The 26,730-nt window shown below is 66.4% G+C and carries 26 protein-coding genes; 8 read left to right on the forward strand and 18 right to left on the reverse strand.

The annotated features are described in order from the left end of the window. Positions 1–35: 35 nt before the first annotated feature. From BFE01S_RS00965 to BFE01S_RS00995, 7 genes are all read right to left on the reverse strand, one after another. Positions 36–1,421 carry an amidohydrolase family protein gene (locus BFE01S_RS00965; RefSeq protein WP_028223975.1) on the reverse strand — a complete coding sequence of 462 codons (1,386 nt, stop codon included), beginning with the start codon at positions 1,419–1,421 and terminating at the stop codon, positions 36–38. A 60-nt stretch (positions 1,422–1,481) separates the two neighbouring features. Beyond that, positions 1,482–2,846 (reverse strand): nucleobase:cation symporter-2 family protein, encoded by a 1,365-nt coding sequence (locus tag BFE01S_RS00970; protein ID WP_028223976.1) that lies wholly within the window; start codon positions 2,844–2,846, stop codon positions 1,482–1,484. 54 nt (positions 2,847–2,900) lie between these two features. Further along, positions 2,901–3,998, reverse strand: a complete 1,098-nt coding sequence (locus tag BFE01S_RS00975) for a CobW family GTP-binding protein (protein WP_028223977.1) — start codon at positions 3,996–3,998, stop codon at positions 2,901–2,903. Then, positions 3,995–4,612, reverse strand: a complete 618-nt coding sequence (locus tag BFE01S_RS36925; protein WP_042336953.1) for a UbiX family flavin prenyltransferase — start codon at positions 4,610–4,612, stop codon at positions 3,995–3,997. The genes BFE01S_RS00975 and BFE01S_RS36925 overlap by 4 nt, the downstream gene beginning before the upstream one ends. After that, on the reverse strand, positions 4,609–6,003 hold the full coding sequence (locus BFE01S_RS00985; protein ID WP_028223978.1) for a UbiD family decarboxylase: 1,395 nt from the start codon (positions 6,001–6,003) through the stop codon (positions 4,609–4,611). Before BFE01S_RS00985 ends, BFE01S_RS36925 begins: the two co-directional genes overlap by 4 nt. An 82-nt stretch (positions 6,004–6,085) precedes the next feature. Further along, the gene (locus BFE01S_RS00990; RefSeq protein WP_028223979.1) at positions 6,086–6,991 is read right to left on the reverse strand and encodes an amidohydrolase family protein; all 906 of its coding nucleotides are present in this window, start codon (positions 6,989–6,991) and stop codon (positions 6,086–6,088) included. 76 nt (positions 6,992–7,067) lie between these two features. Further along, on the reverse strand, positions 7,068–7,970 hold the full coding sequence (locus BFE01S_RS00995; RefSeq protein WP_028223980.1) for an amidohydrolase family protein: 903 nt from the start codon (positions 7,968–7,970) through the stop codon (positions 7,068–7,070). Positions 7,971–8,222: 252 nt separating this feature from the next. Between BFE01S_RS00995 and BFE01S_RS01000 the strand changes: the two genes are divergently transcribed. Next, on the forward strand, positions 8,223–9,107 hold the full coding sequence (locus BFE01S_RS01000) for a LysR substrate-binding domain-containing protein (RefSeq protein ID WP_028223981.1): 885 nt from the start codon (positions 8,223–8,225) through the stop codon (positions 9,105–9,107). An 11-nt stretch (positions 9,108–9,118) separates the two neighbouring features. Here BFE01S_RS01000 and BFE01S_RS01005 read toward each other — a convergent pair whose 3' ends face one another. Then, positions 9,119–10,009, reverse strand: a complete 891-nt coding sequence (locus BFE01S_RS01005) for a LysR substrate-binding domain-containing protein (RefSeq protein ID WP_028223982.1) — start codon at positions 10,007–10,009, stop codon at positions 9,119–9,121. Between the two features lie 151 nt (positions 10,010–10,160). On the opposite strand from BFE01S_RS01005, the gene BFE01S_RS01010 reads away from it, so the two are divergent. The 3 genes from BFE01S_RS01010 (at position 10,161) to BFE01S_RS01020 (ending at position 13,519) form a co-directional block, all read left to right on the forward strand. Then, the gene (locus BFE01S_RS01010; RefSeq protein ID WP_028223983.1) at positions 10,161–10,655 is read left to right on the forward strand and encodes a (2Fe-2S)-binding protein; all 495 of its coding nucleotides are present in this window, start codon (positions 10,161–10,163) and stop codon (positions 10,653–10,655) included. After that, positions 10,656–12,938 carry a xanthine dehydrogenase family protein molybdopterin-binding subunit gene (locus BFE01S_RS01015; protein WP_028223984.1) on the forward strand — a complete coding sequence of 761 codons (2,283 nt, stop codon included), beginning with the start codon at positions 10,656–10,658 and terminating at the stop codon, positions 12,936–12,938. A gap of 257 nt (positions 12,939–13,195) precedes the next feature. Further along, entirely contained in the window at positions 13,196–13,519 is a 324-nt protein-coding gene (locus tag BFE01S_RS01020) for a hypothetical protein (protein ID WP_028223985.1), read from the forward strand. 115 nt (positions 13,520–13,634) lie between these two features. Here BFE01S_RS01020 and BFE01S_RS01025 read toward each other — a convergent pair whose 3' ends face one another. After that, complete coding sequence (locus tag BFE01S_RS01025; protein ID WP_156966859.1) at positions 13,635–14,825, reverse strand: porin; 1,191 nt, start codon at positions 14,823–14,825, stop codon at positions 13,635–13,637. Between the two features lie 786 nt (positions 14,826–15,611). On the opposite strand from BFE01S_RS01025, the gene BFE01S_RS01030 reads away from it, so the two are divergent. Both BFE01S_RS01030 and BFE01S_RS01035 read left to right on the forward strand, forming a co-directional pair. Beyond that, a complete protein-coding gene (locus tag BFE01S_RS01030) occupies positions 15,612–15,935 on the forward strand; it encodes a hypothetical protein (RefSeq protein ID WP_028223987.1) in 324 nt (107 codons plus the stop codon). A 137-nt stretch (positions 15,936–16,072) separates the two neighbouring features. Beyond that, entirely contained in the window at positions 16,073–16,672 is a 600-nt protein-coding gene (locus BFE01S_RS01035) for an alpha-ketoglutarate-dependent dioxygenase AlkB family protein (protein ID WP_028223988.1), read from the forward strand. Between the two features lie 115 nt (positions 16,673–16,787). Here BFE01S_RS01035 and mdcH read toward each other — a convergent pair whose 3' ends face one another. Genes mdcH through BFE01S_RS36940 form a run of 8 tightly spaced genes read right to left on the reverse strand, consistent with a single transcriptional unit; the run spans position 16,788 to position 23,862 of the window. Next, the gene (gene mdcH / locus BFE01S_RS01040; RefSeq protein WP_042336954.1) at positions 16,788–17,726 is read right to left on the reverse strand and encodes a malonate decarboxylase subunit epsilon; all 939 of its coding nucleotides are present in this window, start codon (positions 17,724–17,726) and stop codon (positions 16,788–16,790) included. Beyond that, positions 17,723–18,433, reverse strand: a complete 711-nt coding sequence (locus BFE01S_RS01045) for a malonate decarboxylase holo-ACP synthase (protein WP_322787803.1) — start codon at positions 18,431–18,433, stop codon at positions 17,723–17,725. The genes mdcH and BFE01S_RS01045 overlap by 4 nt, the downstream gene beginning before the upstream one ends. After that, positions 18,418–19,245: a biotin-independent malonate decarboxylase subunit gamma gene (gene mdcE / locus BFE01S_RS01050; protein ID WP_028223991.1), complete on the reverse strand. Its 828-nt coding sequence runs from the start codon at positions 19,243–19,245 to the stop codon at positions 18,418–18,420. The genes BFE01S_RS01045 and mdcE overlap by 16 nt, the downstream gene beginning before the upstream one ends. Further along, on the reverse strand, positions 19,242–20,132 hold the full coding sequence (locus tag BFE01S_RS36930) for a biotin-independent malonate decarboxylase subunit beta (protein ID WP_042336955.1): 891 nt from the start codon (positions 20,130–20,132) through the stop codon (positions 19,242–19,244). The genes mdcE and BFE01S_RS36930 overlap by 4 nt, the downstream gene beginning before the upstream one ends. Then, entirely contained in the window at positions 20,129–20,443 is a 315-nt protein-coding gene (locus BFE01S_RS01060) for a malonate decarboxylase subunit delta (protein WP_028223992.1), read from the reverse strand. The genes BFE01S_RS36930 and BFE01S_RS01060 overlap by 4 nt, the downstream gene beginning before the upstream one ends. Continuing rightward, complete coding sequence (locus BFE01S_RS36935) at positions 20,431–21,405, reverse strand: triphosphoribosyl-dephospho-CoA synthase (RefSeq protein ID WP_084169479.1); 975 nt, start codon at positions 21,403–21,405, stop codon at positions 20,431–20,433. The genes BFE01S_RS01060 and BFE01S_RS36935 overlap by 13 nt, the downstream gene beginning before the upstream one ends. A 5-nt stretch (positions 21,406–21,410) precedes the next feature. Next, positions 21,411–23,084, reverse strand: a complete 1,674-nt coding sequence (gene mdcA, locus BFE01S_RS01070; RefSeq protein WP_028223993.1) for a malonate decarboxylase subunit alpha — start codon at positions 23,082–23,084, stop codon at positions 21,411–21,413. A gap of 7 nt (positions 23,085–23,091) precedes the next feature. Then, on the reverse strand, positions 23,092–23,862 hold the full coding sequence (locus BFE01S_RS36940; RefSeq protein ID WP_042336957.1) for a GntR family transcriptional regulator: 771 nt from the start codon (positions 23,860–23,862) through the stop codon (positions 23,092–23,094). Positions 23,863–23,999: 137 nt separating this feature from the next. Here BFE01S_RS36940 and BFE01S_RS01080 point away from each other — a divergent pair, with 137 nt between their 5' ends. After that, positions 24,000–25,304, forward strand: coding sequence for an MFS transporter (locus tag BFE01S_RS01080; protein ID WP_028223994.1), 1,305 nt, complete (start codon positions 24,000–24,002; stop codon positions 25,302–25,304). Between the two features lie 90 nt (positions 25,305–25,394). Further along, a complete protein-coding gene (locus BFE01S_RS01085; RefSeq protein ID WP_028223995.1) occupies positions 25,395–26,174 on the forward strand; it encodes a substrate-binding domain-containing protein in 780 nt (259 codons plus the stop codon). Between the two features lie 104 nt (positions 26,175–26,278). Here BFE01S_RS01085 and BFE01S_RS01090 read toward each other — a convergent pair whose 3' ends face one another. After that, positions 26,279–26,704 carry a (R)-mandelonitrile lyase gene (locus BFE01S_RS01090; protein WP_028223996.1) on the reverse strand — a complete coding sequence of 142 codons (426 nt, stop codon included), beginning with the start codon at positions 26,702–26,704 and terminating at the stop codon, positions 26,279–26,281. Positions 26,705–26,730 lie beyond the last annotated feature (26 nt).

The following is a 26,730-nucleotide window of genomic DNA, read 5'->3' on the forward strand; positions in this document are numbered from 1 at the left end:
CGCTGCGAAAGCGCGTGGGCCGTGAAGGCAGCGCCTCAATCGTCGATAAGCTCTCTCACGCCGCGCGCCGCATCGCGGCGTAGCGCTTCGAGATCGAGCCCGGGAATCTCGCCGTTCTCCACCACCACGCGCCCATTGACGATGCTGTAGCGCACGCGCACCGGTTCCCCTGCCGCAACGGGCGCGACGGCAAGGTCGTGGAAACCCTCGAAGCGCGGTGCATTCACGTCGTAGAGCACGAGATCGGCGGCCTGGCCCGGCGCGAGCGTGGCCACGGCGTCGAGGCCCAGCACGCGGGCGCCGCCCGCGCTGCCCCAGTGGACGATCTCTTCGATGGTGGTGGCCGAGGCGCCCTGCGCCGCGCGATGCACGAGCCACGCAAAGTGCGCTTCGTTCGTCATGCTTCCCGATTCGTTCGACGCCACGCCGTCGACAGCGAGCGAAACCGGTACGCCCGCCGCCGCCATCTGCGGAGCACGGGCGATGCCGCTACCGAGGCGCGCGTTGCTCACGGGGCAGTGAGCGCAGCCGGTGCCCGTATCGGCCAGCATGGCGATTTCCACGGGCTCGAGATGGACGAGATGCGCGAACCAGACGTCCGGCCCGAGCCACTCGTGGTCGGCCACGAATTCCACCGGCAACTGCCCATAGCGCTCGCGGCAGAAGTCGACATAACGTTTGGTCTCCGAAAGATGCGTATGCAGGCGCAGACCCATGCGGCGCGCCGCGCGCGCCACTTCGGGCAGCATGCCGGGCGGCAGCGAGAAGGTGGGCGTGGTGGGCGCCACCACCACGCGCCGCATCGAAGCAGCGCTGCCGTCGTGATAGCGCGACTTGAGGCGTTCGATGTCGGCTAGCATCTGGTCCAGCGTTTCCGGTTGCAATGCCGTCTTCGAGAAGCCCGGGTGATCGCCCGCCGCCTGCAACGCACCGCCGCGACAGAGCACGAAGCGCATGCCGAACGATTCAGCTTCTTCGAACAGCAGGTCGCCCGTTTCGGTCGAACCGTTTGCGTGGTACAGGTAGTGATGGTCGGCGCAAGTGGTCACGCCGGAAAGCAGCAGTTCGGCGAGGCCGAGCCGTGCGGCCGTGCGGGCGAGTTCCGGCGTGAAGCGCGCGAGCCGCGGATACGGCACGGCGGCGAGCCACTCCTGCAGATCGGCATTGATGCCCGAGGGCACCGCCTTGAGCAGGTTCTGGAACAGGTGGTGGTGCGTGTTGACCCAGCCGGGATAGACGACACAATCGCTCGCGTCAATCACGCGTTCGCCGGGGCGCGGCGCGAGATGGGGGGCGATCGATTCGATCCGGCCGCCCTCGATACGGAGATCGACCTTGCCCAGACGCGCGGCAGGTTCCGCGCGACCGCTCATGACCGCGGCAGGATTGCGGATCAGGAGCGACGGAGATTGCTTGTTCACGTTAGGGATTCCTTATCATGTCTCGTGAGAGGAGGCTTGCCGACAGGTGCGCAGATGCCTTCAGTCGCGCGCCATCTGCTCGCAGTGGGCGTGAGCGTGTTCGTCCTCGCTCGCGCGCGCCGCGGGCTGCACGCCGTTCAGCAGTGCATTGAGCAAGACGGAGACGAGGCAGGCCAGCACGACGCCGCTATGCAGGAAGGGCTGCGTCCAGTCAGGCATGTGTTCGAACACCCGCGGCGCCATTACGGGAATCAGCGCCATGGCCATGGTGAAGCCGACAATCAGCACGTTGTAGCGGTTGCCTTCGAAATCCACCTTCGAGAGCGTCTGCACGCCAGCCGCGACCACCACGCCGAACATCGCGATACCCGCGCCGCCCAGCGCCGCCGAGGGCGTGGAGGCCACGATCGCGCCGAACTTCGGCACCACCGCCACGGCGCACATCAGCACGCCGCTGATGGCGACGATCCAGCGGCTGCGCACGCCGGTGAGGATCACGAGCCCCACGTTCTCCATGAACGCGATGAACGGGAAAGCCGCGAACATGCCCGCAATCGCGCTGGCCACGCCGTTGGCGCGCAGGCCGCGGATCACGTCGTCCTCGCTCACGTCCTTGCCCACGATGTCGCCGATGGCGACGAACAGGCCCATCGATTCGACCATCTGTACGATCATCACGACGGCCATCGTGGCAATGGGCACGATCGAGAACACTGGCATGCCGAAATGGAACGGCACGGGCAGCGTGAACCAGGGCGTGTTGGCGACGTTGGCAAAGTTGCCCATGCCGAGCGCACAGGCCAGCACGCCGCCCACCACGAGCCCGATGAGCACCGCGAGGTTGCGCACGAACGGTGTGCCGAAACGGTTGATGCACAGGATCACGACCGCGACAAGGAGCGTGACGCCAAGAAAAGGCAGCGAGCCGAACTCGTGCTTGCCGACATTCCCGCCGCCTGCCCACTGATACGCCACGGGAAAGAGCTGTAGCCCGATCACGGTCACGATGCAGCCCGTGACCACGGGCGGGAAGAAGCGGCGCAACCGGCCCACCAGCGGCGCCGCAAACGCGGTGAAGATGCCCGCGCCGATCACGGCGCCGCAGACGCCGGTGAAGCCGATGCCGGGCGCGAGCCCGATGGCGATCACGGGGCCGACGCTGCTGAACGCCACGCCTTGCAGGATCGGCAGCCGCACGCCGAGTTTCCAGATGCCGACGGTCTGCAAAAGGGTGGAGATGCCCGAGCAGAAGAGTGCCGTGCTGATGAGCACGGTGGTATCGGCCGGCGACATCTTGAGTGCGGAAGCAACGATCAACGGCACGGCGATCGCGCCGATATAGGCCACCAGCATGTGCTGAAGTCCCAGCGTGAGCATCTGGCGCTTGGGCAGCACCTGATCGACCGGGTGTAAGGCGGTGTTCATGAGGCGTCTCCTGATTGTCGTTTTCGGCCGGCGTCATGCCGGCCGATGGGCCTGTCAGGCTGCGACGGGAGTGCAGAGACAGGCGTGGAAGCGGTCGGTCAGCGCGGCGCGGTCCAGATCGCGGCCGATGAAAACGATGCGTGAAGAGCGCGGTTCGCTGCCCCATGCCTGGGCGGCGCTCAGTTCGATCACGTCGTGCACGCCCTGCAATACGTAGCGCTGCGCACGGCCCTGCACGGCGAGAATGCCTTTCATGCGGAAGAGCTTTTCCGAAGCGCTCTCGCGCAGTTCGGCAAGCCAGGACTCCAGGGTGGCGAGATCGACTTCGGCGTCCACTTCGATGCCCACCGACGAAACTGTTTCGTCATGCTGATGGTCGTCATGGGAGTGAAGGCCGTGGTCTTCGTGGCCGGCGTGGCTCTCATGGCTCTCGTGACCGTGGTCGTGCTCTTCCTCGTGTTCGTGCAGCCCGTCGCTTTCGACCAGAATCTGCGCGAACTCGTTTGCGCCCACGCCGAGGATCCGGTCCAGATCGATCTGCGCGTAGCTCGACGTCACCACTTCCGCGGTTTCGTTCAGGCTGCGCAGCCGCTGCGTAAGCGAAGCAATGGCGGCTTCATCCACGAGATCGACCTTGTTGATGACGATGCGGTCTGCACAGACGATCTGATCGACGGCCTGATTGTCGCTGCCGTCCAGCACGAGGTCGTCGAGATGAGCGCCGATATGCTTCGCATCGACCATCGTGACCACGGCGTCGAGCGTGACCTGTTTCGCAATTGGATCGTCGAGAAAGAAGGTTTGCGCGACCGGGTAGGGATCGGCCAGTCCGCTCGTTTCGACGATGATGTGATCGAGCCGTTCAGGTCGCTCGACGAGCATGCGAACGATGCGCACCAGATCCTCGCGCACGGCGCCCACGCAGCACACGCAGCCGTTGGTCATCTCGTAGATCTCTTCGGTCGATTCGAGCACGAGGCCGCCGTCGATGCCCACTTCGCCGAACTCGTTCTCGATTACGGCGATCTTGCGGCCGTGCTTTTCGCGCAGGATGTAGTTGAGCAGCGTGGTCTTGCCTGCACCGAGAAAGCCGGTGAGCACGGTGACGGGGATCTTCTCGACGTCGTGATGGGTCGTGTGAATGTGAGTCATGGTGCGTCTCCGTTGAGAGTGAGGCAGGTGGTGCGATCCGTTGCTTCCGTGTGCTCTTTCCAGCGCCGCACGGTGCGGCTGTCCAGATCGAAGAGATCGAGCACGCGCCCGAGCGTGTGGGCGATCATGTCGTCGAGCGAGGCGGGCTGCGCGTAGAAGGCCGGCACCGGAGGCGCGATAATTGCACCCATTTCCGTGACGGCAGCCATGTTGCGCAGATGCGTGAGCGTGTAAGGCGTTTCGCGTGCAAGCAGCACGAGGCGGCGGCGTTCCTTGAGCGTGACGTCGGCGGCGCGCGCGATCAGGCCGGAGGAGAGGCCGGTTGCGACCTCGGCGAGCGTCTTCATCGAGCAGGGCGCCACGATCATGCCGAGCGTGCGAAACGAGCCGCTCGAAATGGGTGCCGCGAGATCGTCGCAGCGATAGAGCGCGCCGGCGAGCGCGGCCACGTCGGCGAGCTTGTACGCGGTTTCGTGCGCCATCGTCAGCATGGCGCCGCGCGAGACCACGACGTGCGTTTCGACGTCGAGGCCGCGCAGCAGTTCGAGCAGGCGCATCCCGTAGACGAAGCCCGAGGCCCCGCTGATGCCGACGACGAGGCGCCGCGCACTCATCGCACGGCTCCCGCGCCCGTTGCCAGCCACTGTTGCGCGCGCTGCAGCGCTTCGTCGCTCACGCGTGCGCGGATGCCGTCGAAGCGGGAGCCGCGCGTTGCGTCGATACCCATGCGCGAGGTCGTGCCGTCCGCCGACGATGAAGGGTCGAGCGGACTGCCCGGCAACCCGTCCACGACGAACAGGTCGCGATGCGGCTGGAAGTGCGTGGCGATGGCCCAGAGGACCTGGGCGTCGTCGGTGATGTCGATGTCGGCATCCACGGCGACCACGTTCTTCAGATACGGATCCCAGCCCAGCAGCGCGAGCATGATCTGACGCGCCTCGCCGTCGCGCGCCTGGTTCAACGCCACGTAGCAGTGAAAGTGCGTGCCCGAGTTCGGGTAGTGAATCGCGGTGACGGACGGAAAGCGTGCCTTGAGCTTCTCGCTCATCTCGGCCTCGCGCGGCAGCCGGGCGAGCGTGAGGTGCTCCGCGTAGGGGCCGCCCACCACGTCGACGAGCCACGCCTCGTCGCGCCGCATCATCGCTTCCACGCGCAGCACGTTGTTGGTCGAGCGGTCCGACGAATAGCCCGTGAATTCGCCGAAAGGGCCTTCTTCAGCGTGCTCGCTCGCGTCGATCGTGCCTTCCAGCACGAACTCGGCTGCGGCCGGCACGCCAATGCCGTAGCGCGGCGTGCGCACGAGTTCCAGCGGTGCGCCGAAAAGGCCGCCTGCAAGCGCGCGTTCGTCGGCACCGTAGGGCAGGCGCGCGGCGGCGGCCAGCATGAAGAGCGGATGCGCGCCGATCACCATTGCGACCTTCAGCGTGTCGCCGCGCGTCTTCGCGGTTTGCAGCATGCGCCAGAGATGGCCGCGCGAATGCAGGCTCGTTGCGAGCGCGTTTTTCGCGTGCGGCATCGAGCGGTGATAGCTCATGTTGGCGATGCCGGTGACCGGGTCTTCGGCGACGATCACGGCATTCGTGACGTAGGGGCCGCGATCCGTTTCGAAGTGGCGGATCATGGGCAGGCGGGCAAGATCGACCGCGTCCCCTTCGTCGACGTGATCGAGCACCGGGCCGCGCGCTACGTAAGCGGGGGCGAGCGGGGCGTTCGCGCGCTGCTGCCAGGCATCGAAGAGGCCGGCCGCTTCCACGCCGAAAAGCCGCCCGATGCGCGTGCGCGAAGCGAAGACATTGGTGACGAGCGGCGTGGCGAGCCCGTTTACGCGCTCGCAAACCAGCATTTCGTGGCGCCCGCGCGCGGCGAGCGCCGCCACGAGGGCCGTGACGTCCTGATCGGCCGACAACGCTTGCGCGGGTGCGAACACGTCCTCGGGGTAGCGCTCGCGGTAGGCCGCGGCGAACGCGTGAAAGTCCTGGGTCTCGGAAAGAGAGCGGGCAGTCATGATGCACTCCGTCGCAGGCGAGAACCGTGGATGCCGCACGGTCCCCGCGTCGGGTGAGCGGCGCCCTGGGGGCGCCGCGGCGTCACACGTAGGTGGCCTTCAGGCGTTTTTCGGCTTCCGCCTGATCTTTCGGCGGACGCGTCGGCTCGATGCCCACCAGCCGGGCGATGTTGTTGCCCATGTAGTCTTCCAGACCGTCCTCGTCGAGATCCATGCCCTGCGGTGCGGGACCGCACAGCATCTCCAGCTCGCGCAGCCACATGCCGGGCTCGTTGGGCGGCGAATCGGTGCCGAACACGATCTTGTCGCGCGGCAACTGGCGCGCGAATTCGACAATGCGCGCCTGGTAGCACCAGCCCGATTCGCAATAGACGTTGGGTGTGTCCATCGCCATCCAGAACGCCTCGAACGAGTAGTTGCCGCCCGTCTGGATTCCGAAGTGTCCGATGATGAAGTTCACCATCGGAAACTCGCGGATGATCGGATAGAACATGGTGGGAATCGTGTACGGGCCGTCGCCCGTGTGGATCAGCACCACGGTGTTGTATTTGGCGCAGACCTTCATGGCCGGGCGCAGCCAGTCGAGCGCGCGGTCGGGCCGGTAGCCGTGCATGTTGGCGTGCAGCTTCACCATCTTGAAGCCATATTCCCGGATGTGGAATTCCAGCTCCGCGGCGCCGTTTTCCGGGCCCCAGCGCGGGTTATAGGTGAAGTTGCCGATGAAGCGGTCCGGGTACTTCTGCGTGAGCTCGGCGATGTACGCCATATAGTCGCGCACGCCTTCGCGGCCGCGCCGGTTGCCGTCGCGGTAGCCGGTGTTGCCCGGCGGCGGCTGGATGAAGCCCATGTCGATGCGGCGGGGCTTGCCGTTGATGATGTAGGGGCCATCCATCATTTCGAGCAGGCGCTCGCCCGTGAACGGCGTGCCGGTGTGGCGCCAGGCTTCGTCCACGAGATTCGTGGGGTGCAGGTGCGTATCGATAATCATGCGGTGCTCCGGGTTCGGAATGTCGGGGCGCTCGGGAAGCTCGCGGCTCGTTTGCGGCGCATAGGGCTCATGGCGCTCATGCGGCGAGCAGCGCTTGCGCTTCTGCGACGCTGCGCGGCGCGGGCGTGGGTTCGAGGCCGATCATGCGGGCGGTGTTGTTGCCCAGATAGTCCTCGAGCGTGTCTTCGTCCAGGTTCAGCCCCTGGGGCGGATCGAAGCAGAGCACTTCCAGCAGGCGCAGCCACATGCCGGGTTCGTTCGGCGGCGTGTCCGAGCCGAACAGGATCTTGTGCTTCGGCAGCACCTTGGCGAACTCCACGATGCGCGACTGCAGGCACCATCCCGATTCGCAATACACGTTGGGCAGGTCCATGGCGAGCTGGAACGGCTCGAAGCAGTACACGCCACCCGTTTGCACTCCGAAATGAGCCATGATGAAATTGACGGTGGGAAACTCCTTGATCATCGGCACCCACTCGGTGGGGATGCTGTACGGGCCGTCGCCCGTATGGAGCTTGACGAGCACGCCCAGTTCGGCGCACTTCTGCAGCGCGGGACGCAGCCAGTCGAGCGCGCGGTCCGGCCGGTAGGCGTGCATGTTCGCCTGGAACTGCACCATCTTGAAGCCGAGGCGCCGCACGTAGTGGTCGATGGCGTTGACGCCGTTCTGCACGCCGCAGCGCGGGTTGTACACGAAGCAGCCGATGAAGCGCTCCGGGTATTTCTGCACCATTTCGACCGTGTAGGCCATATAGGCGTCGATCGATTCGGTGCCCGACTTCTCGCCGTCGGTCCACGTATAGATGGTGTTGCCCTGCGGGGGCTGGATGAAGGCCTTGTCGATGCGGCGCGGCTTGCCGTTGACGAGGAACGGACCGTTCATCGTCTCGATGAGGCGCTCGCCGGTGAAGGGCGGCCCGTCGTGGCGCCATGCGAGGTCGACGAGGTTCGTCGGATAACAGCTGGTGTCGATGATCATGGACTCGATCTCCTTGTGAGGAACTGGGGGAACCCAGTTGCCGGATCGCGGGCAGGCACGTCGATGAACGCAACCGATCCGGTCGGATTCATGCGGCCCTTTACAAGGCGCCATGTGGCACCTTCCCCTCGCCGGCATCGAGTGACACACCGTGACGTGCACTGCTGCTTGCGGCCCAGTTTCACAAGCCGGAATCGGTCTGTACAATATTTTTTGACCTCGACCTTGATACGTTTGCGATATGGATACGCCATGGATCTGCGCCTGTTGCGGTACTTCGCCGTGCTTGCCGACGAACTGCATTTCGGCCGCGCAGCCGCGCGCCTGCACATTTCGCAGCCGCCGCTGAGCCAGCAGATCCGCCTGCTCGAAGAGGAGCTCGGCACCGCGCTCTTCATTCGTGCGCAACACCGCGTCGAGCTGACCGAGGCAGGGAAAACACTGAAGGACCAGGTCCCGCTGATCTTTTCGCAGTTCGAGCGCGCGATCGACCTCACGCGCTGCGCGGGGCGCGGCGAGATGGGCAACCTCGCGGTGGGGATCATCAGTTCGGCGATGGTCGAGCCCATTCCGCAAGCGCTGCGCACCTTCGCAAGCCGCCACCCGCAGGTGCGCTGGACGCTGCACGAGATGACGCCTGCCCAGCAGATCGCGGCGTTGAAGGAACGGCGGCTCGACGTGTGCTTCTTTCGCATCGCGCAGGAGGACGCTGCCATTCGCAGCGAAGTGGTGGTGCGCGAAACGGCGGTCGTGGCGCTACCGCCCGATCATCCGCTGGCGGCGCGCGAGGAGATCGCGCTGCGCGAGCTGGCCGCGGAGCGCTTCATTTCGTTCGGCCTGCGGCAGTCGCAGCTTGCGCGTTTCTTCCAGGACTGCTGCGTCGAAGCGCGCTTTACGCCCAACATCGAGTACGAGGTGGTGGAGGTGCACACGCTGCTCTCGCTCGTGAGGGTGGGGCTGGGCGTGGCGCTTCTGCCGGACTCTTCGCGGCAGATTTGCACGGGCGGCGTGGTGTTCGTGCGGCTTGCCGCGCCCGATCTCGAAGTCTCGCTGCACGCGCGCTACCGCGCGGACGATACCTCGCCGGTGCTTGCCGCCTTTCTCGACACCGTGCGCGAAGCGGCTGCACGTGCGTAGATCGCCGCGCTTCAGTCCAGCGTCTGCGCGACCAGTTCCGCGATGATCTCGACGAGCGGCGCCACCCGCGCTGCGCGCTCGCGCGGCCAGATGGCGTACAGGTTGTAGTGGGTGGGCAACTCGACGGCGTTGAGCTCCACGATGCGGCCGTCGCGGCGCGCATCGGCGGCAAGGAGCCCTCGCACGAGCCCCGCGCCGAGTCCCGATGCGAGCGCGGCGACGAGGCCCGCGGCGTTGTCGAGCACCGCGATCGTGTCCGGCTCCGCGCCCGGCAGGCCGGCCGCCTCCAGCCAGGGTATCCACGAACGTTTGGTATAGCCGAGCAGCGGCAACGCGAGCACCTGCCCGGGCGCGAGCGGCAGCGATAGCCCGTTGGCGGCCAGCAGCGCGGGCGAGGCCATGGCGGTGAGCCGGTCGCGGCAGACGAGCGTGCTGTCCACGCCCTCCCATTCCCCATACCCGTAGCGCAGCGCGAGATCGACGTGCTCAAACGCATAGCGGTCGTAGCGCGGCGCGGAAAGCACGGTGAGCGAAACGCCTTCGAGCCCGCCGAGGAGCGCGGGCAGGCGCGCAGGCAACCAGCCCTGCATGAGTTCCGGATCGACGTCGAGCGTGAGCGTCGGCACTGCGGGGCGCCCCTTCACCGAGGAGAGCGCGCGATCGATCTGCTCGAGCCCGTCGGAAAGCTGATTGGCGAAGAGCGTGCCCGCATCCGTGAGCGTGACGCGCCCGCCCACGCGCGCAAAGAGCGGCTGCCCGATGAACTCCTCGATCGAGCGTATTTGCTGGCTGATCGCGCTGTGCGTGAGCGCGAGCTGCCGCGCGGCGCTCGAAAAGCTGCCGACTCGTGCGGCCTGCAGGAAGGCCTGCATCGACTGGATCGAAGGATAGCGCTTGAGCATCGGCGTGAGTCTCTGCTTCGGTGGCTGTTAGTCCGGCTTACAAGGATTCGACGAAATCATCGCTGGCGCGGCGCCGGGCCGCTTTCAATAATTCAGTCGGATCGCGAGCGCGGCGGTGCGCGTCGCAACAGCACGATACGGGAGACAGCGCGTGATGACGATTGTGGTGAACGATACCCGGCATACGATCGACGATGTGCCGGCGGACATGCCGCTGCTCTGGGTGCTGCGCGACCGGCTCAAGCTCACGGGCACGAAGTTCGGCTGCGGCAAGGGGCTGTGCGGCGCATGTACGGTGCATCTGGAGGGCGAGGCCGTGCGCTCGTGCCTGTTGCCGGCCGTGGCGGTGGACGGACGGCGCATCACCACCGTCGAGGGACTTTCGCCCGATGGCCGGCATCCGCTGCAACTCGCGTGGATCGCCGAGGACGTGCCGCAATGCGGCTACTGCCAGTCCGGGCAGCTGATGCAGGCGGCGGCGCTGCTCGCGCACGGCGGCACGCCCGACGACGAAACCATCGTCGCGACCATGTCGGGCAACGTGTGCCGCTGCGGTACGTACGGCCGCATTCACCGCGCGATCAAGCGCGCCGCGTCGGGCGACCCGACGCTGGGCGCCGTGCCTGCCGTCGCGAAGGAGACCTGAATGCGCCACGAACGTTTTGCTGCGCATGGCACGGCGCGCCGCCGGTTTTTGAAGCAGGGGTCGGCGCTGGTGGCCTCGGGGCTCGCGGTGGGCTTTCGGCTTCCCGACGCGATGGCGGCAGGCGCCGAAGCCGCCATGGCGATGGGCAGCGGCGATCCGCACCCGCAGCCCGGCGAGTTCGAACCCAACGCCTGGGTGAGGGTGCTCCCCGACGACACGATCAAGCTCGTCGTCCACAAGCACGACTCCGGCACGGGCACGCGTACCGCGCTGGCCGCCGTCGTCGCGGAGGAACTGGACGTCGATCCGTTCCGCGTGGAGGTGGTGACGCCCGAAGATCCGTTCTACCCGCAATACCTCCATCCGCTCTGGAAGGTGTTTTCTACCGGCGGCAGCACGAGCGTCGCGCTGGAGTACGACCGGCTGCGCCGCGCGGGCGCGACGGCACGCGCCATGCTGATCGAAGCCGCCGCGCAGCAGTGGAACGTACCGGCTTCCCGCTGCACGACCGACAACGGCACGGTAATCGATTCCGCAAGCGGCCGGCGCGCGAGCTACGGCTCGCTCGCTTCGCGCGCGGCGAAGCTGCCGGCGCCGCGCGAGGTGGTGCTGAAAGATCCCGCGCAGTTCCGCTATGTCGGCAAGCTGGGCAAGAAGCGCGACGCGGCGCCCAAGACCAACGGAACGTTTCCGTACAGCATCGACGTTTCGCTGCCCGGCATGCTTGTCGCGGTCGTCACGCGTGCGCCGATGATCGACGCACGCGTGCGCAGCGTCGATGCGAAAGAGGCGCTCGCCATTCCCGGCGTGCGCGAGGTGCTGACGATTCCCGCCCGCCCCGACGTGCTCGGCGGCAATCAGGCGGGCGTGGCGGTGCTCGCGGACGACTACTGGTCGGCTCATCGCGGCCAGGCCGCGCTGCACATCGAGTGGGAAGACAGTCTCTTCGAGTCGTTCGACAGCAGCACGCTCGCCGCGCGGCAGGCGGCATGGCTCGACGAGCCGGCCGCGCGCGCGGTGCCGACGATCCAGGACGGCGACGCGGGGCTCGCAGCCAAAGCCGGCGCGCGGACCGTGGAGGCGTCGTACTCGATGCCGTACAAGTCCGCCAATCCACTCGAACCGGTCAACGTGACGGCGTGGGCCAGAAACGGCGGCATCGAATATTGGGGGGGACTGCAGGTGCCCTCCACGGCGCTGGAGGCTGCTGGAGTAATCGGTAGCATTCCTGAGCATCGCGTGACCCTGCACGAACTCGTTTCCGGCGGCAGCTTCGGCGCGCGCGAATCGAAGTACTGGCTGTTCGAAGTGACGTGGCTTGCGCTGAAGACCGGCAAGCCCGTGAAGCTCATGAACAGCCGCGAGGACGAGATGCGCGCGCTCTTTTATCACGCCGCGAGCCACCATCGCGCGAAGGCCGTGCTGGACCATCAGGGCCGGCTTGCGTCGCTGCAGTTGCGCGCGGTGATGCCGGCGTCGCCGGAGCAGTGGGAGCCTGGCTATCTGGAACGCCCGGATCGTATGGACTACAGCACGACAGAGGCGATCACGAAGTGGGAGTTCGCGTATGCCGTGCCGCATCGGGACATCGGCTGGGTGCGCCACGAAACCGGCGTGCCGACGGGCTGGTATCGCGCGGTGAGCTATATCCCGAACGTGTTCGCGGTGGAGTCGGTGATGGACGAGAGCGCGCATGCCGCGGGCCGCGATCCCGTGGCATTCCGCATTGCCCACATGCAGGACCGGCCGCGCCATGTGGCGGTGCTGAGCGAGGCCGCGAAGCGCGCGGGGTGGGGCACGCCGCTGCCCGCGGATACGGCTCTCGGCGTAGCGACGAACCAGGCCTACGACAGTTACGTCGCGGTGGTTGCACGCGTGACGCGCAAGGACGGCGCGGTGGTGGTCGAAAAGCTCACCTGCGTGGCCGATTGCGGCCTGGCCGTGTCGCCTGCCGGCGTGGAGGAGCAGCTATACGGCGGGCTGATGTGGGGCCTCGGCCACGCCACCGCCGATCGCATCGATATCCGCAATGGCCGGGTGCAGCAGACCAACTTCGACACCTACCGCGTCATGCGCATGAGCGACATGCCGGACATCGACATCGCCATCGTGCAGGGCAATCTGGCCAAACCTGGCGGCGTGGGCGAACTGTCGAGCCCATCGGTCGCCCCCGCGATTGCCAATGCCGTCTTCAACCTCACCGGCACGCGGCTGCGCGAGACGCCTTTCGATCTGCATGCACTCGATGCGGTGAAGAAAGCGGACGAAGCGAAGTCTTCCTGAATTGCTGTCGTCTTCGAACGGCACAGCCCACGTTGACAAACGATGCGAATACAACGAAACTCGCACTCATGTTGACCCGAAACCTCGGCTCTATTGTCAAGCAACGTCCTATGGGCGCCCGCGCGGGTGTGCCATCGGAGGCCTGTTTGCGTTAGATTGCGCTGAAGTTGAGATCAACAGGCCTCGCCGGACATGCGGACGAGGCCTTTTTGTTTTGCGGGCCTCTCCGTTACCGGCATCACTAACGGAGATAAAAAATGAAGAAGAGTCTGCCCTCGTTCGACCGCAGCCACGCACGCGATGCGTGGATCCCCTCAGGCCGTCGTACTGCACCGGCGAACTGCGATGCGTACGCTTCGCATGCCGCTGCGCCTTTGCCGCTCACGCGGATCTTTCATCCTTACGAGTACTGGGCGCACGTGCCGCACAACGAAAGCGGAGCGGACGTCTATGTTTCCACGCGTACGGAGCCCGATCCGCCTAAAAGCGGCTGGCCGGCCGCGCCGCCGCTCGCCTCTGCGGGGTGGCTGCGCCGCTGGACGGTGCGCGGGGCGCTGTCGTTTCGCCGCGCCCTGGCGTGACGATCTGAACGCGCCATAAAGCAAGTGCGCCGGCCCACCCCGCGAGGGGTGGGCCGGCGCATGCGTGGTGCTTTCGCGTTCCGCGAGGAACGCGAGCCGCCATGCCGGAACGCGATTAGAAGCGTTGCGTCATGCCGACGATGGCGGCTACGGCGTGGTTCGTGGCCGAGTAGGTCGAGCCGCTGAAGTTGGCCACGGCTGCCTTGCCTGTCGAGTCCGTACCGGCCGCGGCTTCATAGAAGCCGTCCGCGTAGAGGGACGTGCGCTTGGACAGGGCGTACGTCACGCCCAGGTTGATCTGATTGTAGTGCGCGCTGTCGTCGCTGCCGGCGCCGCTGTTGTGCGTGTAGATGTATGCGGCTGCGACCAGCAGAGCCGGCGTCACCTGGTACTTCACGTTCAGTTCGCCCGAGTTGAACGTGGCCGTGCCGCCGTTGTACTTCGTGCCGTAGCTGCCGCCCGCGGTCACTTCACCGAGGTTCTGGAACTGCGTGTTCGAGTACAGGGCCGCGAGCGTCACCGGGCCGAGTGCGTACGATCCGCCGGCCGTCACGATCTGCTGCGAACCTGCCGAAGCGTAGCCGCCGAAGATGCGGCTCGGCATGTTGTTGTTCGTGCCGGTGGCCGAGGTGGACGAGTTGCCCTGGTCGCCGAAGGTCGCATAGTACGGATCCTTCGTGAACATATAGCTTGCACCCAGCTTGACGGGGCCGTTCGCATAGGCGAGGCCCACGTCCTTCACCGAATTCTGGGCGAAGTTGCCTGCCACGCCGCCGAGGCTGTACAGCACGCCGAGCGTTGCACCGCTGATGTTCGGGCTCGTGTACTTGATCGAGTTCTGGATGCGGTTCGACGTATCGACGTTGTCCACGTCGGCGGCACGCGTGCCGTAGCCGAGGCCTGAAGCAGCCCAGTCGGCGCCCGAGGCGAACGGGCTCGTGGCGTCGTTGCTGGCCGAGTACTGGCGGCCGGCCGTGACGGTGCCCCAGTTCGAGTTGCCGATACCGACGAACGCCTTGCGGCCGAACAGCAGGCCGCCTTGCGAAAGCGCGCCGGTGCTGACCGTGAAGCCGTTTTCGAGGTCGAAGATAGCCTTCGTGCCGCCGCCCAGGTCTTCCGAGCCGAGCAGGCCCCAACGCGAGGAGGTCGCGGTGGAGAGGCTCCACGCTGCGCTGCCCTTCACGTTGTTGTTGTACAGGATGCCGGCATCGACGAGGCCGTAGAGCGTAACGCTGCTCTGAGCGTGTGCTGCGCCAGCAATCGTGCCGAGCACGAGGGCCGCCGCGGTGGTCTTGTTGATCTTCATCTGTTTGATTTATTGCTCTGGTTATGGAGGGGTGTGTGACGCTGCACTTTCGAAAAGCCCGCGGCGGCCATTCCTGCCCGCTTCCGCAACACCGTGTGTCCCCGCTGCGGTCCTGGGCGCGAACGCCGGCCGGCCCGGCGTCGTCACCGCCCGAACGCGGCGGCGGAAGATGCCGAAAACGATTTCAGGCCGCGCGAATTCTATGCGTGACGAATGTCACTTGTGTGACTCCGGAATTCTCTCGTTGGGTTTCCGAGACATCGCGGATCGAGTCGCCGGAACAGCCGGCGTGTCTGCCCGAATCCGGTGCGCGGGCAACGAGCCGCGCGTGGCGGTGCGTCGAATGGGTGTGCGAGGGCTTCTGATTTGCTTCTTTGAAATGTTATTGAAAGTAATCCGGGTGAAGGGACGGAAGTGGCGGTCGAATCATCTGGTTGTGAGTATTTGCATTGGATTCCTGATTAATTGGCGAGCAATTTATATGGCCTGCGGTTAGCGCGCATGTCGTCATGAAATGCAACTAACTGCCAACCCCGGTCAGCCTAGCCAAGCAGAAAGGCATCGCACCGCCACAGCTTCCAGAACGCGGCTTGCGGTGCAGCATCTTCGGGTCTCCACGACCAGGGCAAGTCCCCGGATTTACAGCGTCACCTGCTTCGTCGCATTCTGGTTTTGCGGTGCACGACGGGCTAATTAAACGTCCATTGAACATGGCCATTCCATGGACTATGCTCGAATCGAGGCCCGCATCGTAGGGTGGTTGGGGGGCTCAGGGGGAGGCAGGTCATGAAAGCAATCAAGCCTGCAGGCCAGGAACATCATGGTCGCCATGTCGGTTACGAAGGCAGTCACGTCATGCTGCCGCTCGTGGTGTTGTCGATCATGGCGCTGGCACTTTACCTGTTCGTCAGACACATCGACATTTCCGATCTCGGGCGCAGCGCACTGTTCTATGTCGTGATGGTGTTCGTCACGCTCGGCATTGCGGGGCTCTTTGGCGTAGCAGGCGGGTGGCTGCGTTCTCGTACCACCGATGCCGCGCCCGAAGGCTTTTGCTTTGTCGGTGCGCTCATCGGCGCCGTTGTTTTCTATATCGCGCTTTTCGCCTGACCGGCGGGCGCTGAGAAGGGAGCACGGACACGTGCCGTGCGAGCGGTGCGGCACGTGCAGGCCGATGACGTGCCCTTCGAGACTTGCCGTGCGAAACTGGCTGTCTCTCTATCATTTCGTATGCGTCGATTTTTCCCATGTTCGATCTCTTCGACGACACGCCGCAACCCGACGTCGAATGGCATCCCGCCTGGCTCGCGCCGGAGCAGGCCGCGGCGTTTTTCGAGCGCATCGCCGCCGAAGCGCCGTGGCGCCAGGAGCGCATTCGCACCCCGGGCGGCTGGGTGGATCAGCCCCGCTTGACGGCGTGGCTCGGCGAGCCGGACGCCGTGTATATCTATTCGGGAATCCGCAATGTGCCGCAGCCGTGGACGCCCGCAGTGGCGCAATTGCGCGACGCCGTATCGGCGCTCTGCGGCGTGCGTTTCAATAGCGTGCTGCTCAACCGTTACCGCGGGGGTGCCGACAGCATGGGCTGGCACGCCGACCATGAGCCGGAATTGGGCCGGGAGCCGGTGATCGCCTCGGTGAGCCTGGGCGCGACGCGTCGCTTCGATCTGCGGCACAACGCAACCGGCGTGACGCGCTCGTTCCCGTTGACGGGCGGCAGCTTGCTGGTGATGCGCGGCCAGACTCAGGCGCAATGGCGTCACCGCGTGCCGAAAGAGCCGACGGTGAGCGGCGAACGGCTGAATCTCACGTTTCGGGTTGTGATGCCGGAATTGCGGAGAAGCTAGAAGTTGGCTGAAGATAGGTGGTGATTCTTGAGAGTTGGAGGGGCGTGGCTGGGGCGTGGCGAGAGGGAGGAAGTCGAATAAAATTTTATGCGCATAAACGTCATATACGCGTCACTCATCCGTCTTCGTCCAGACGCCGCCGCACGATAGGAACCAGCCGGTCGAACGGCAGGCTCGAGGCGCTCAGCGCCGCCACGTCCGGGAACTGCTCGCGCGCAATGTCGGTGAGCACCTGTGCGGGTGGCGCTTCCACCAACACCGTTGCACCCGATTCCACCATCACCGTGAGAGCGTCGAACCAGCGCACCGTGTAACGCATGTTGGTGGCAAGATCCGCGCGAATCGCTTCGCCGGTGTGGAGCGGGCGGCCGCCCCGGTTGTCGATATAGAGGCCTTGCGGTGCGCGAAAAACGATGTCGCGAGACCACGCCGCGAGTTCCTCGGCAGCATCGGCCAATAGTTCGCAATGCGAAGGAACGGATACGGCGAGGCGCTGTGCCTTGCGTGCACCCGCCGCGAGCGCACGGGTCGCGAAAGCCGCGAGCGCCGTATCGGCGCCTGCCACCACGATCTGGCGCGGGGCGTTCACGTTGCCCACATACACGGGTTCGCCGCCTTCTCTTGACTGCACCTGCGCGAGCGTTTCGATCTGCGTTTCGCTGAGTCCCGAGATGGCGGTGAGGCCGTATCCGCTGGGCCACGCGGCTTCCATGAGTTCGGCGCGTTTGCGGACCATGTGCAGGGCGTCGCCGAACGTCACGGCGCCACAACTTACCGCGGCGGGATACGCGCCCACCGAAAGGCCGGCGCTGAACTGCGGCACGAGACCCTCATCTGCGAGCGCGCGCGCGAAGGCCACGCCGGCCACCGCGAGGCCAACTTGCACCGCGACGGTGGAGCGCAGCGCATCGGCGCTGTCGAGTGACAGCACGTCGAGGCCGAGCGCCGCGGAGGCTTCGTCCAGCGTGCGCCGAACCGCGTCGTGCTGCGGCAGCCGGTGCAGAAAGTCTGGGCTTTGCGCGCCCTGGCCGGGAAACATCAAGGCGAGCGTCATGAGGGTTGCCACGGATCGGCGAGGAACTGCGGACCGTCGTTTGCGCGCACGAGTACGCGCGGCTTTCCTGCTGCGAGTTCCGCGAGCGCGACGCCGCCCGCTGGCGTTTCCACCTGTGCGTCCACGCGCGTGCTGGCGCGCGTGGCGGCATGAGCGAGCGTATCGGCGAGCGCGCGAATCACGGCCGGCTCGCAACGCTCGGGCAGCCGTATCAGCAGGTCGAGATCGCTCGTTGCCGAGAGCGTGGGCAACCCGGTGGCGAGTTCGAAGCCTGCGCTGCCGGTGGGGCCCCAAGTCAGGTCAAGCAGAGGCGAGGGCATGTCGCGCAGCAGCGCAAGCGCCGCGAGTGCGGGCAGCGCGGTGCGCCCCGCCTGGGGTTGCCGGTGCAGCAGCGTTTCGGGCGAGCAGGATGATTCGATATCCTGATGATGCAGCCACGTTCCGAATCGCTGGCCGCGTTCTCTGCCCCGCACGCCCACGGCGATGAAACCGTCTGCCCCGCGGGCACGCCTCACGACGGCCCACGGCGCACGCGCGAACGCGGCACGCACCCAGTCCGGTTCTTCGTGCGTGTGTGGCAGACGCTGCATATGCAGCAAGTCGTGCGCGCGCCAGCGTGTGCTTTCGGTGCACGCGGCGCCGGCAGCATCGGCAGCCGCGATGGGGAACGGCGGCGTGGCGCAGACGCGCATCAACTGGCGTCCCATTGTTGCGCGAGGCGCTTGCGTACCTCGATCGAGGCCGCGCGCGTGTGCTTCGCGGCGTCGCCTGCCAGCCGGTGCGAGAGATTGCGCGCAGGATCGGCCCGTGCCTCGCGCACCATGCGCGCGAGCACGTCGCGCACGCGGGCCGCCTGCTCCGCGCTCGGCGCATCGGCATTCACGCCTTCGATCAGTTCGTCGAGCAGCCCGAGCTTGCCGAAGGAGGCCAGCGAATACGACATCGGCACGATGGTTTCGCCGAGCGCGTCGAGCTCTTCCACGCTGCGGCGCGTGACCCGCGCAGCGGCTTCCTTGCCCATGGCGTGCACCATCGTGCCCGCGGCGTCCAGCGCGACGATGCGGTTGGCCTGATAGCCGTGCGCGAGGAATGCTCCCGACATCGCCGGCCCCACGATCAGCGCGACCACGGGATGGCCGGCGAGCCGCGCCGCCGCATAGGCATCGACGGCGGCCGCGCACGCCAGATGGATGCCGAGCATTTCCTCGCGATAGCCGTAGGCCTGGCTCTTCACATCGACGACGGCGATAACAGGCCGGCGCGTGCTGCCTCCGGCATCGGCGGCAATCGTTTCGCGCACCGCTTGCGCGAGGCGCCAGCCCTGTTCGAGTCCCACCACGTTATCGCGGGCGCGCACGAAGCGGTTCTCCGGGTCGGGCACGACGGCGATGAAGCGTGCGGTTTCTCCGCCGAGCGGCGCGTCGGCATAGCGGATCGGGCCGCCGTTGGCCGGCTCGATGTCGTTGCCGGCAAGCGCGCGAAGCCAGCTTGCTCCGCGGCTGGAAGTCGTGTCGTTCATGCCTTTTCTCCGCTCTCTCCGCGCACAGCGAGGGGGCTCGCGCGAAACACCTCGCGCATCGTTTCGGGGGTGACGGCGGCCGGGTCGATCTCCGCGAGCTTCGCAAGGTACGCCTGCACGTCTTCGCTGCGGTGGATCGCCGGCACACCGCTCGCAAACGCCGCGCGCACGGCACTACGCACGTCGTCCACGGCGTCTTCCACGAGCGCATCGGCAAAGCCGGTCTTTACACGCTGCTCGCCGCCGATCAACTGCCACACGCGGCGGCGATCGCTCGCATCGAGTTCGTCGATGCCGGCTTCCTGCTCGATCACTTCGGGACCGTTCATGCCCAGCCGGCCCTGCTTCGTCATGACGAGATACGAGCACAGTGCCGCCGCGAGCGACATGCCGCCGAAACATCCCACCATGCCGGCGATCACGCCGACCACGGGGACATGGCGACGCAGCGCAACGATCGCGGCCTGGATCTCGGAGATGACCGCAAGGCCGAGGTTCGCTTCCTGCAGGCGCACGCCGCCGGTTTCGAACAGCACGACGGGGCGCACGATCTTGCCGCGCTCGCAGTCGGCCAGCGCGAGTTCGAGCGCCGCGGCGATCTTGCTGCCGGACACCTCGCCGATACTGCCGCCCTGGAAGGCCGATTCGATGGCGGCGACCACGGCGGGCTCGCCGTCGATGGTGCCGCGCGCAATAACGGCGCCGTCGTCGGCCTGGCAGACGATGCCTTGCAGCGGCAGCCACGGCGATTCGATACGGTCGAACGGGCCGAGCAACTCGCGGAACGAGCCGGCGTCGAGGAGGGCGCGCGCGCGTTCGCGCGCGGTGAGTTCGATGAAGCTGTCGCGCAGCAGCGCGCCGGGAACGGCTTGCGGGACGGCGCTCATGACCGGGCTCCTTGCGCGGCGTCGTCGGCTGCCTCGACGGCCTCCGCGAGCCGCAGCGCCACGACGCCCGGCGTCGCGCCGAAGTCGTTGATCTCGATCTCGGCGGCACCGTCGTAGCGCGTGAAGAAGCGGTCGAGCACGCTCTTCCAGATATGGCCGTAGCCATCCACGCTCGTATGCACGGTCACGCGCGCGTGCATGGCGCCGGTGGGCTGCAGCAGCACTTCGAGATCGCCCGAGCCCACCACGCCCACGTGCGCGCGCGTCGTCACGGCGCGCTGCGCCGGGTAGTCGAATGTCAGTTGTTCCATGAGGTTCCTCCGCCAATGCGGTGCTGAACGAGTCGGTCGATGAAGAGCGTGGCGGCGAGCAGATCGGCCGCACCGCCAGGCGAAGCATTGAGGGCGAGGAGCGAGCGTTCGAGCGCGTCGAACGCGGCGCGGCCCGCGGGCGTGGCGATGCCGCCTGCCGCGCGCACGCGCAGCGCGCCTGCCTGGGCTGCTTCGCGGCCGGCAAGGCCCGCGCGATGCAGCACGCAGGTGTCGTCGAGCGAGGCCATGATGGCGAGCAGCGCATCCACGCGTGCCGCGCCTTCCTCGTGTCCGTTCGCGCGCGCGGCGTGCAGCGCGGGCAGACCCGCATGCATCACGTGCGGAAAGCCTTCCTGTGCCTCGCGCCGCGCGCCGCCCACGTTGTACTGCTGGCGCACGCGCTCGCCGTTGCTGAGCGTGGCGGGCCTGCCAAGCAGATCGTCGAAGCGCGCGATCTGCGCGCCGGTCTCGCAGATGTGTTCGGCATGCGCCCAGCCGCGCGCTGCGTCCGCGAACGGCGTATGCGCGATCGCCGCGCCGGCCACGAGCAGGCCGACGATCCAGATCGCGCCGCGGTGCGCATTGCTGCCGCGCGTCGCGCGCATCATCGCGGCTTCGCCGGCACGGCCGATGCGCGCCAGGTCGGTGCGCAGCGCGACGCCGGGCAGGGCGCCGCGCGAGGCGCGCGCGAGCGCGTGGAAGGTGGGTTCGAGTGCATGCGCGGAGCGCAGCATGGTATCGAGATCGAGGTCGCTGTGCGCGCCGCTGCCGCGCGCATCGACGAGCCCGGGCTTGGGCGTGAGCCGGGCTTCGTCGATCAGCGCGTCGCGCGCGAAGCGGGCGAGCTGCCCATCGGGGCAGGTCGCGCGGTATTCGGTTGCGGCCGCATCGAATTCCGCGCGAGCGTGCGCAAACGGTGCGGCTGCGCCGCTGGCCGGCGTGTCGAAGGTGAGCGCGGCCATCGTGCTCACCAACTGCGAAAGCGTGCGGGCGGGGTATAAAGACCGCCCGACCACGTCACGAGATCGTCGATGCTGCGCGCCGCGAGCAGCGATCGCCTGGCGTCGCCGCGGCGAATGCCGAGATCCTCGGGGAACTGCACGATGCCGCGGCGGCGCAGTTCCCCGGTCTTCTGCCGTTGCGCGCGCAGGCCGATCGGCGTCACGCCCGCCACGGCGGCGAGCGCCGCGCGCCGCTCGTCGATGCCTTCCGCGCGGTGCAGGTGGGCGATGCCTTCTTCGGTCACGACGTGGCTCACGTCGTCGCCATAGATCATCACGGGCGCGACCGGCATGCCGCTCTTCTCGCCCACGGCGATGGCGTCGAGTTCGTCGACGAAGGTCGGCTCGCCGCCTTTCTTCCAGGTTTCGGCAAGCTGCACGACGAGCTTGTGGCCGCGCGAAACCGGCCCCGTGTCCTTGAGCAGCTTGAGCCACGCTTCGCTCGCATGGCGGCGGCCGCGCGGGTCGTGGCCCATGTTCGGCGCGCCGCCGAAGCCCGCGAGGCGCCCGCGCGTGACGGTGGAGGAGTTCGCGTCGGCGTCGATCTGCAGCGTCGAGCCGATGAAGAGATCGACCGCGTATTGGCCCGCAAGCTGGCACAGCACGCGGTTCGAGCGCAGGCTGCCGTCGCTGCCGGTGAAGAACACGTCGGGGCGCGCGGCGATGTACGCCTCCATGCCCACTTCGCTGCCGAAGCAATGCACGCTTTCCACCCAGCCCGACTCGATGGCGGGGATCAGCGTGGGATGCGGGTTGAGTGTCCAGTTGCGGCAGATCTTGCCTTTGAGGCCCAGCGATTCGCCGTAGGTGGGCAGCAGCAACTCGATGGCGGCCGTGTCGAAGCCAATGCCGTGATTGAGCGCCGCGATGCCGTAAGGCGCGTAGATGCCCTTGATCACCATCATCGCGGTGAGCACCTGCAGGTCGCCGATATGGCGCGGATCGCGCGTGAAGAGCGGCTCGACCGCGAAGGGCCGGTCGGCTTGCACCACCACATCGACCCACGAGCCGGGAATATCGACGCGCGGCAGCTCATCGACAATTTCGTTTACCTGAACGATCACGATGCCCTGGCTGAACGCGGCGGCTTCGGCAATCGTGGGCGTGTCCTCGGTGTTCGGTCCTGTGTAGAGGTTGCCGTGGCGGTCGGCTTTTTCGGCGCACAGCAGCGCGACCTGCGGGATCAGGTCGACGAACATGCGGGCATAAAGTTCGACGTACGTATGAATCGCGCCCACCTCAAGCTGACCGTCTTCGAGCAGTTGCGCGACGCGCAGGCTTTGCGGGCCCGCGAATGCGAAATCGACGCGGTGCGCGATGCCGCGCTCGAAGAGCGCGAGGTGCTCGGGCCGGCTGATGCTCGAAATCAGCAGATGGATGTTGTTGAGCTTGCCGGGATCGGCCTTGGCGAGCGAGCGCGAGAGAAAGTCGGCCTGCTTCTGGTTGTCGCCTTCGAGCGCCACGCGGTCGCCGGGACGGATCAGCAGTTCGAGCGCTTCGGTCATGCGCTCGTTGGGTAGCACGCCGTCTTCGAGCCAGCCGGCAATGGCGGCGAGGCGGCGCGCTTTCTCGTCGCGGCGCGTGGTCCACGAGCGGGGGGCGCCGGCGGGAGATTCGGTGGTTGATGCGAGAGGCTTCATCGGCGGATCAGCTCCGTGAGCGGGAAGACGGAGAGCGCGGCTTTTTCGCGGAGGGCACCTGCGTGCCGCGCTCGGTGAGGAAACGATAGATCAATTCGCCCGTGCCCAGCAGATGCGTGGCCACGAGCGCCTGGGCGGCGGCTACGTCGCCGCGCTTCACGGCTTCGAGAATCTGCATGTGCTCGGCGTCGGACTCGCCCTTGTACTCGGGAAAGCCGAACTTCAGGCGCAGATAGCGTTCGCCGCGCCGGTGCAGCGAGGCCAGCATCTCCAGCAGATGCGGGCGGCCCGCGGGCGCGTAGAGGCTCATATGAAAGGCTTCGTTGCGTGCCACGTAGAGCGACGGATCGCGTTCGCGCTTCGCTTCGTCGGCCAGCGCGCGTGCCGCGCGCAGCGACTGCGCGGTGTGCTTCGGCATGGCGAGGCCAAGGGCGAGGCTCTCCAGCGCGGAACGGATTTCGTAGATCTCGCGCGCTTCGTCGGCGCACAGCGGCGCGACGCTCGCCCCCTTGTTGACCTCGATCTTCGCCCAGCCTTCGCTCGCGAGCTGACGCAGCGCCTCGCGCACGGGAATTGCACTGACCGAGAAGTGGCGCGCGATGGCGTCCTGGCGCAGCGGGGCACCGGGCGCGAGCGTGCCGGCCACAATGGCGTCGCGCAGGGCATTCGCGACCATGTGCGTGGCGCTCGTGCGTGGCGTGGCCGCGGCCGGCAAGCCGGCGACTGCGGCGGTCACGGCGGCGCCATCCAGGGGAAAACCATTCGTTGCGTCGTTCATAAGATCAAATATTATATATAAAAACGATGAAGCGAAAGTCCCGGCAAAGCCCTATCAAGCCGGAGACGAAGCCGCCGTAAACGGGGTTAGTAAGGTTTTACTTCAGACGAATAGCCGTCTACAGGAGAGACGAACTCATGAATTCGATTACCGGTGCAGAGCGGCGGCCGCAGCGCAAGACGCCGCTCAACCGTTCGCAGATCGCAGGCTTCTGGGGCGCCTGGGCCGGCTGGACGCTCGACGGCATGGACTCGTTCATTTACGCGCTCGTGCTCACGCCCGCGCTGACCGAGCTCCTGCCGCGCTCGGGCTATGCCGCGACCGCGCCGAACATCGGACTTGCGGGCTCGATCCTGTTCGCGCTGTTCCTGGTGGGCTGGGGGCTTTCGTTCATCTGGGGGCCGCTGGCCGACCGCTTCGGCCGTACGCGCGTGCTGGCCGGCACGATCTTCATGTTCGCGATCTTCACGGGTCTTTCGGCGACCGCGCAAAGCGTGTGGGCGCTTGCCATTTATCGCTTCCTCGCCGGTGTGGGCATCGGCGGCGAATGGGCGCTGGCGGGCACCTATGTGGCCGAATCGTGGCCCGAGGATCGCCGCAAGATGGGCGCGGGCTATCTGCAGACCGGCTACTACGCGGGCTTTTTCATTGCCGCTGCGCTGAACTACACGATCGGCGTGCACTTCGGCTGGCGCGCGATGTTTCTCACGGGCGCGATACCCGTGGTGGTGGCGATCCTCGTGCTCATGCGCGTGGAGGAACCGGACAAGTGGCGCAAGGCAGAAGCGGGCGTGGCGCGTGCGCCGGCGCGGCCGCTGCGCGAGATCTTCAGCAGTGCTTATCGTAAGCGCACGGTGGTGGCCTGCGCGCTGCTCACCGTCGCGATCATCGGTTTGTGGGCCGGTGCCGTGTATGAGCCTTCCGCCGTGATCCAGCTTGCGACGAAGGCGGGCGCGAGCAAGGCCGAAGCGATCCGCACGGCTTCGATTGCGACCGGGATCTTGTCCATCGGCACGATCCTCGGCTGCCTTGCGCTGCCGCCGCTTGCCGAGCGCATTGGCCGCAAGTGGACGCTCGCGGTGTACTTCGCGGGCATGGCGGTGACGATTGCGGCGAGTTTCGGCTGGGCCTACTACCTCGAGAACGGACTCGTGCCGTTCATTGCGCTGCTCTTCGTGCTGGGTTTCTTTGGCGGCAATTTCGCGCTTTTCAGCCTTTGGCTGCCGGAGCAGTTCGAAACGCGCGTGCGTGCCACGGCGTTTGCGTTCTGCACGTCGTTCGGGCGGTTCGTGGGAGCGGGGGTGAACTTCCTGCTGGGCGCTGCGGTGTTGCACATGCATACGCTGGGCGTGCCGGTGGCGCTCACGGCGCTTGCGTTCGTGGTGGGCCTGCTCGTCATTCCGTTTGCGCCGGAGACGAAGGGAGAGGCGTTGCCGGGGTAAGGCATCATCCGGCAGGTGGTCGCTGAGTCACCACAGTATCGAAGCGCGTGTCGTTGCCGCGTCCGTTAACTCCGGTTTTTCCCCAAGAAGATGAAGTCAAAATTCAAAACGCTTCTGGCCTCCCTTTGCATTGCCGCTTCCGCTGCCCTGCCCGCGCATGCAGCGGAACTCCGTGTGATGACGTCCGGCGGCTTTACCGCGGCGTATCGGCAACTCGCGCCAAAGTATGCCGCTACGACCGGCGACACATTCGACACCATTCTCGGGCCTTCGATGGGGAAGACGCCCGAGGCCATCCCCAATCGACTCGATCATGGCGAATCGGCCGACGTGGTGATTATGGTCGGCTATGCACTCGACGACCTCATCAAGCGGGGCAAGGTGATTCCTTCTTCCCGGGTTGAACTGGCCGATTCGCGCATCGGCATGGTGGTGCGAAGCGGGGCGAGCAAACCGGACATCGGTACGGTGGAGGCGCTCAAGCAAACGCTGCTCAGTGCGAAGTCGGTTGCCTATTCGGATAGCGCGAGCGGGGTCTACATCCAGCAGCAATTGTTCCGCAAGCTGGGGATCGAGGAGCAGATGAAAGAGAAGGCGCGGATGGTTCCGAAAATTCCGGTCGCGAGCGTTGTGGCGAACGGGCAGTATGAGATCGGCTTCCAGCAGGTCAGCGAGCTCTTGCCTGTTCCCGGCGTGACCTTTGTGGGTCGCATTCCAGAGTCGGTGCAGTCGATCACGCGATACGCGGCGGGCGTACCCGTGAATGCGCCGCATCCGGCGCAGGCGAAGCAGTTCCTGGAGTACCTCGCTTCACCGGATGCGCAGTCCGTTGTGAAGGCAACGGGCCTCGATCCGGTTGCCAACCGTTGATGGGCCAGGATGCTGGCGGGAGAAGCCAGTATCCTGTCGAACGAAGCCTGTCCGAACGCTCCTGAAGGACGAGGTGGTTTTCGCTTCCGTGCCCAGGTGAGGCGTTAATGCTTGTGGTCGTCGTGTCCCTGAGGGCCGGCGAAGTACTGCTCGTCGGTAACGGGTTCGAGCCAGACGACATTCTTGCCCTCCAGCGCTTCCTGAATGGCGATGTGCGTCATCGCGGTGGTGGCCGACGCCCCGTGCCAGTGTTTGTGGCCCGGCGGACACCAGATGACGTCGCCCGCACGGATCTCCACGATCGGTTCGCCTTCGCATTGTGTCCAGCCGCAGCCTGCGGTGACGATCAGCGTTTGGCCCAGCGGATGCGTGTGCCAGTTGCTGCGCGCAGCGGGCTCGAACGTCACGCTCGCGCACGACACGCGCGACGGCGCGGGCGGATGGTTCAGCATCTCGACACGAACGGTGCCCGTGAAAAATTCTGCAGGCCCCTTTACGGAGGTCAGGGTGCCAGCTCGTTTGAGTTCCATCGTGTTTCCTTCGATCGGTTGGCTCT

It is taken from the genome of Paraburkholderia ferrariae NBRC 106233 (assembly GCF_000685035.1).
GTDB lineage: Bacteria > Pseudomonadota > Gammaproteobacteria > Burkholderiales > Burkholderiaceae > Paraburkholderia > Paraburkholderia ferrariae.

Excerpts from the sequence above, each read along its gene's own strand:
- BFE01S_RS36935 (WP_084169479.1), bottom strand. The coding sequence starts at position 21,405 with ATGGCCGCGCTCACCTTCGACACGCCGGCCAGCGGCGCAGCCGCACCG.
- BFE01S_RS00975 (WP_028223977.1), bottom strand. The coding sequence starts at position 3,998 with ATGACTCACATTCACACGACCCATCACGACGTCGAGAAGATCCCCGTC.
- BFE01S_RS01085 (WP_028223995.1), top strand. The coding sequence starts at position 25,395 with ATGAAGTCAAAATTCAAAACGCTTCTGGCCTCCCTTTGCATTGCCGCT.
- BFE01S_RS01020 (WP_028223985.1), top strand. The coding sequence starts at position 13,196 with ATGAAGAAGAGTCTGCCCTCGTTCGACCGCAGCCACGCACGCGATGCG.
- BFE01S_RS01005 (WP_028223982.1), bottom strand. The coding sequence starts at position 10,009 with ATGCTCAAGCGCTATCCTTCGATCCAGTCGATGCAGGCCTTCCTGCAG.
- BFE01S_RS01045 (WP_322787803.1), bottom strand. The coding sequence starts at position 18,433 with ATGGGACGCCAGTTGATGCGCGTCTGCGCCACGCCGCCGTTCCCCATC.
- BFE01S_RS01015 (WP_028223984.1), top strand. The coding sequence starts at position 10,656 with ATGCGCCACGAACGTTTTGCTGCGCATGGCACGGCGCGCCGCCGGTTT.
- BFE01S_RS00970 (WP_028223976.1), bottom strand. The coding sequence starts at position 2,846 with ATGAACACCGCCTTACACCCGGTCGATCAGGTGCTGCCCAAGCGCCAG.
- BFE01S_RS00995 (WP_028223980.1), bottom strand. The coding sequence starts at position 7,970 with ATGATCATCGACACCAGCTGTTATCCGACGAACCTCGTCGACCTCGCA.
- mdcH (WP_042336954.1), bottom strand. The coding sequence starts at position 17,726 with ATGACGCTCGCCTTGATGTTTCCCGGCCAGGGCGCGCAAAGCCCAGAC.
- BFE01S_RS01060 (WP_028223992.1), bottom strand. The coding sequence starts at position 20,443 with ATGGAACAACTGACATTCGACTACCCGGCGCAGCGCGCCGTGACGACG.
- BFE01S_RS00990 (WP_028223979.1), bottom strand. The coding sequence starts at position 6,991 with ATGATTATCGATACGCACCTGCACCCCACGAATCTCGTGGACGAAGCC.
- BFE01S_RS36930 (WP_042336955.1), bottom strand. The coding sequence starts at position 20,132 with ATGAGCGCCGTCCCGCAAGCCGTTCCCGGCGCGCTGCTGCGCGACAGC.
- BFE01S_RS01090 (WP_028223996.1), bottom strand. The coding sequence starts at position 26,704 with ATGGAACTCAAACGAGCTGGCACCCTGACCTCCGTAAAGGGGCCTGCA.
- BFE01S_RS36925 (WP_042336953.1), bottom strand. The coding sequence starts at position 4,612 with ATGAGTGCGCGGCGCCTCGTCGTCGGCATCAGCGGGGCCTCGGGCTTC.
- BFE01S_RS00985 (WP_028223978.1), bottom strand. The coding sequence starts at position 6,003 with ATGACTGCCCGCTCTCTTTCCGAGACCCAGGACTTTCACGCGTTCGCC.
- mdcA (WP_028223993.1), bottom strand. The coding sequence starts at position 23,084 with ATGAAGCCTCTCGCATCAACCACCGAATCTCCCGCCGGCGCCCCCCGC.
- BFE01S_RS36940 (WP_042336957.1), bottom strand. The coding sequence starts at position 23,862 with ATGAACGACGCAACGAATGGTTTTCCCCTGGATGGCGCCGCCGTGACC.
- BFE01S_RS01000 (WP_028223981.1), top strand. The coding sequence starts at position 8,223 with ATGGATCTGCGCCTGTTGCGGTACTTCGCCGTGCTTGCCGACGAACTG.
- mdcE (WP_028223991.1), bottom strand. The coding sequence starts at position 19,245 with ATGAACGACACGACTTCCAGCCGCGGAGCAAGCTGGCTTCGCGCGCTT.
- BFE01S_RS01025 (WP_156966859.1), bottom strand. The coding sequence starts at position 14,825 with ATGAAGATCAACAAGACCACCGCGGCGGCCCTCGTGCTCGGCACGATT.
- BFE01S_RS01035 (WP_028223988.1), top strand. The coding sequence starts at position 16,073 with ATGTTCGATCTCTTCGACGACACGCCGCAACCCGACGTCGAATGGCAT.
- BFE01S_RS01080 (WP_028223994.1), top strand. The coding sequence starts at position 24,000 with ATGAATTCGATTACCGGTGCAGAGCGGCGGCCGCAGCGCAAGACGCCG.
- BFE01S_RS01030 (WP_028223987.1), top strand. The coding sequence starts at position 15,612 with ATGAAAGCAATCAAGCCTGCAGGCCAGGAACATCATGGTCGCCATGTC.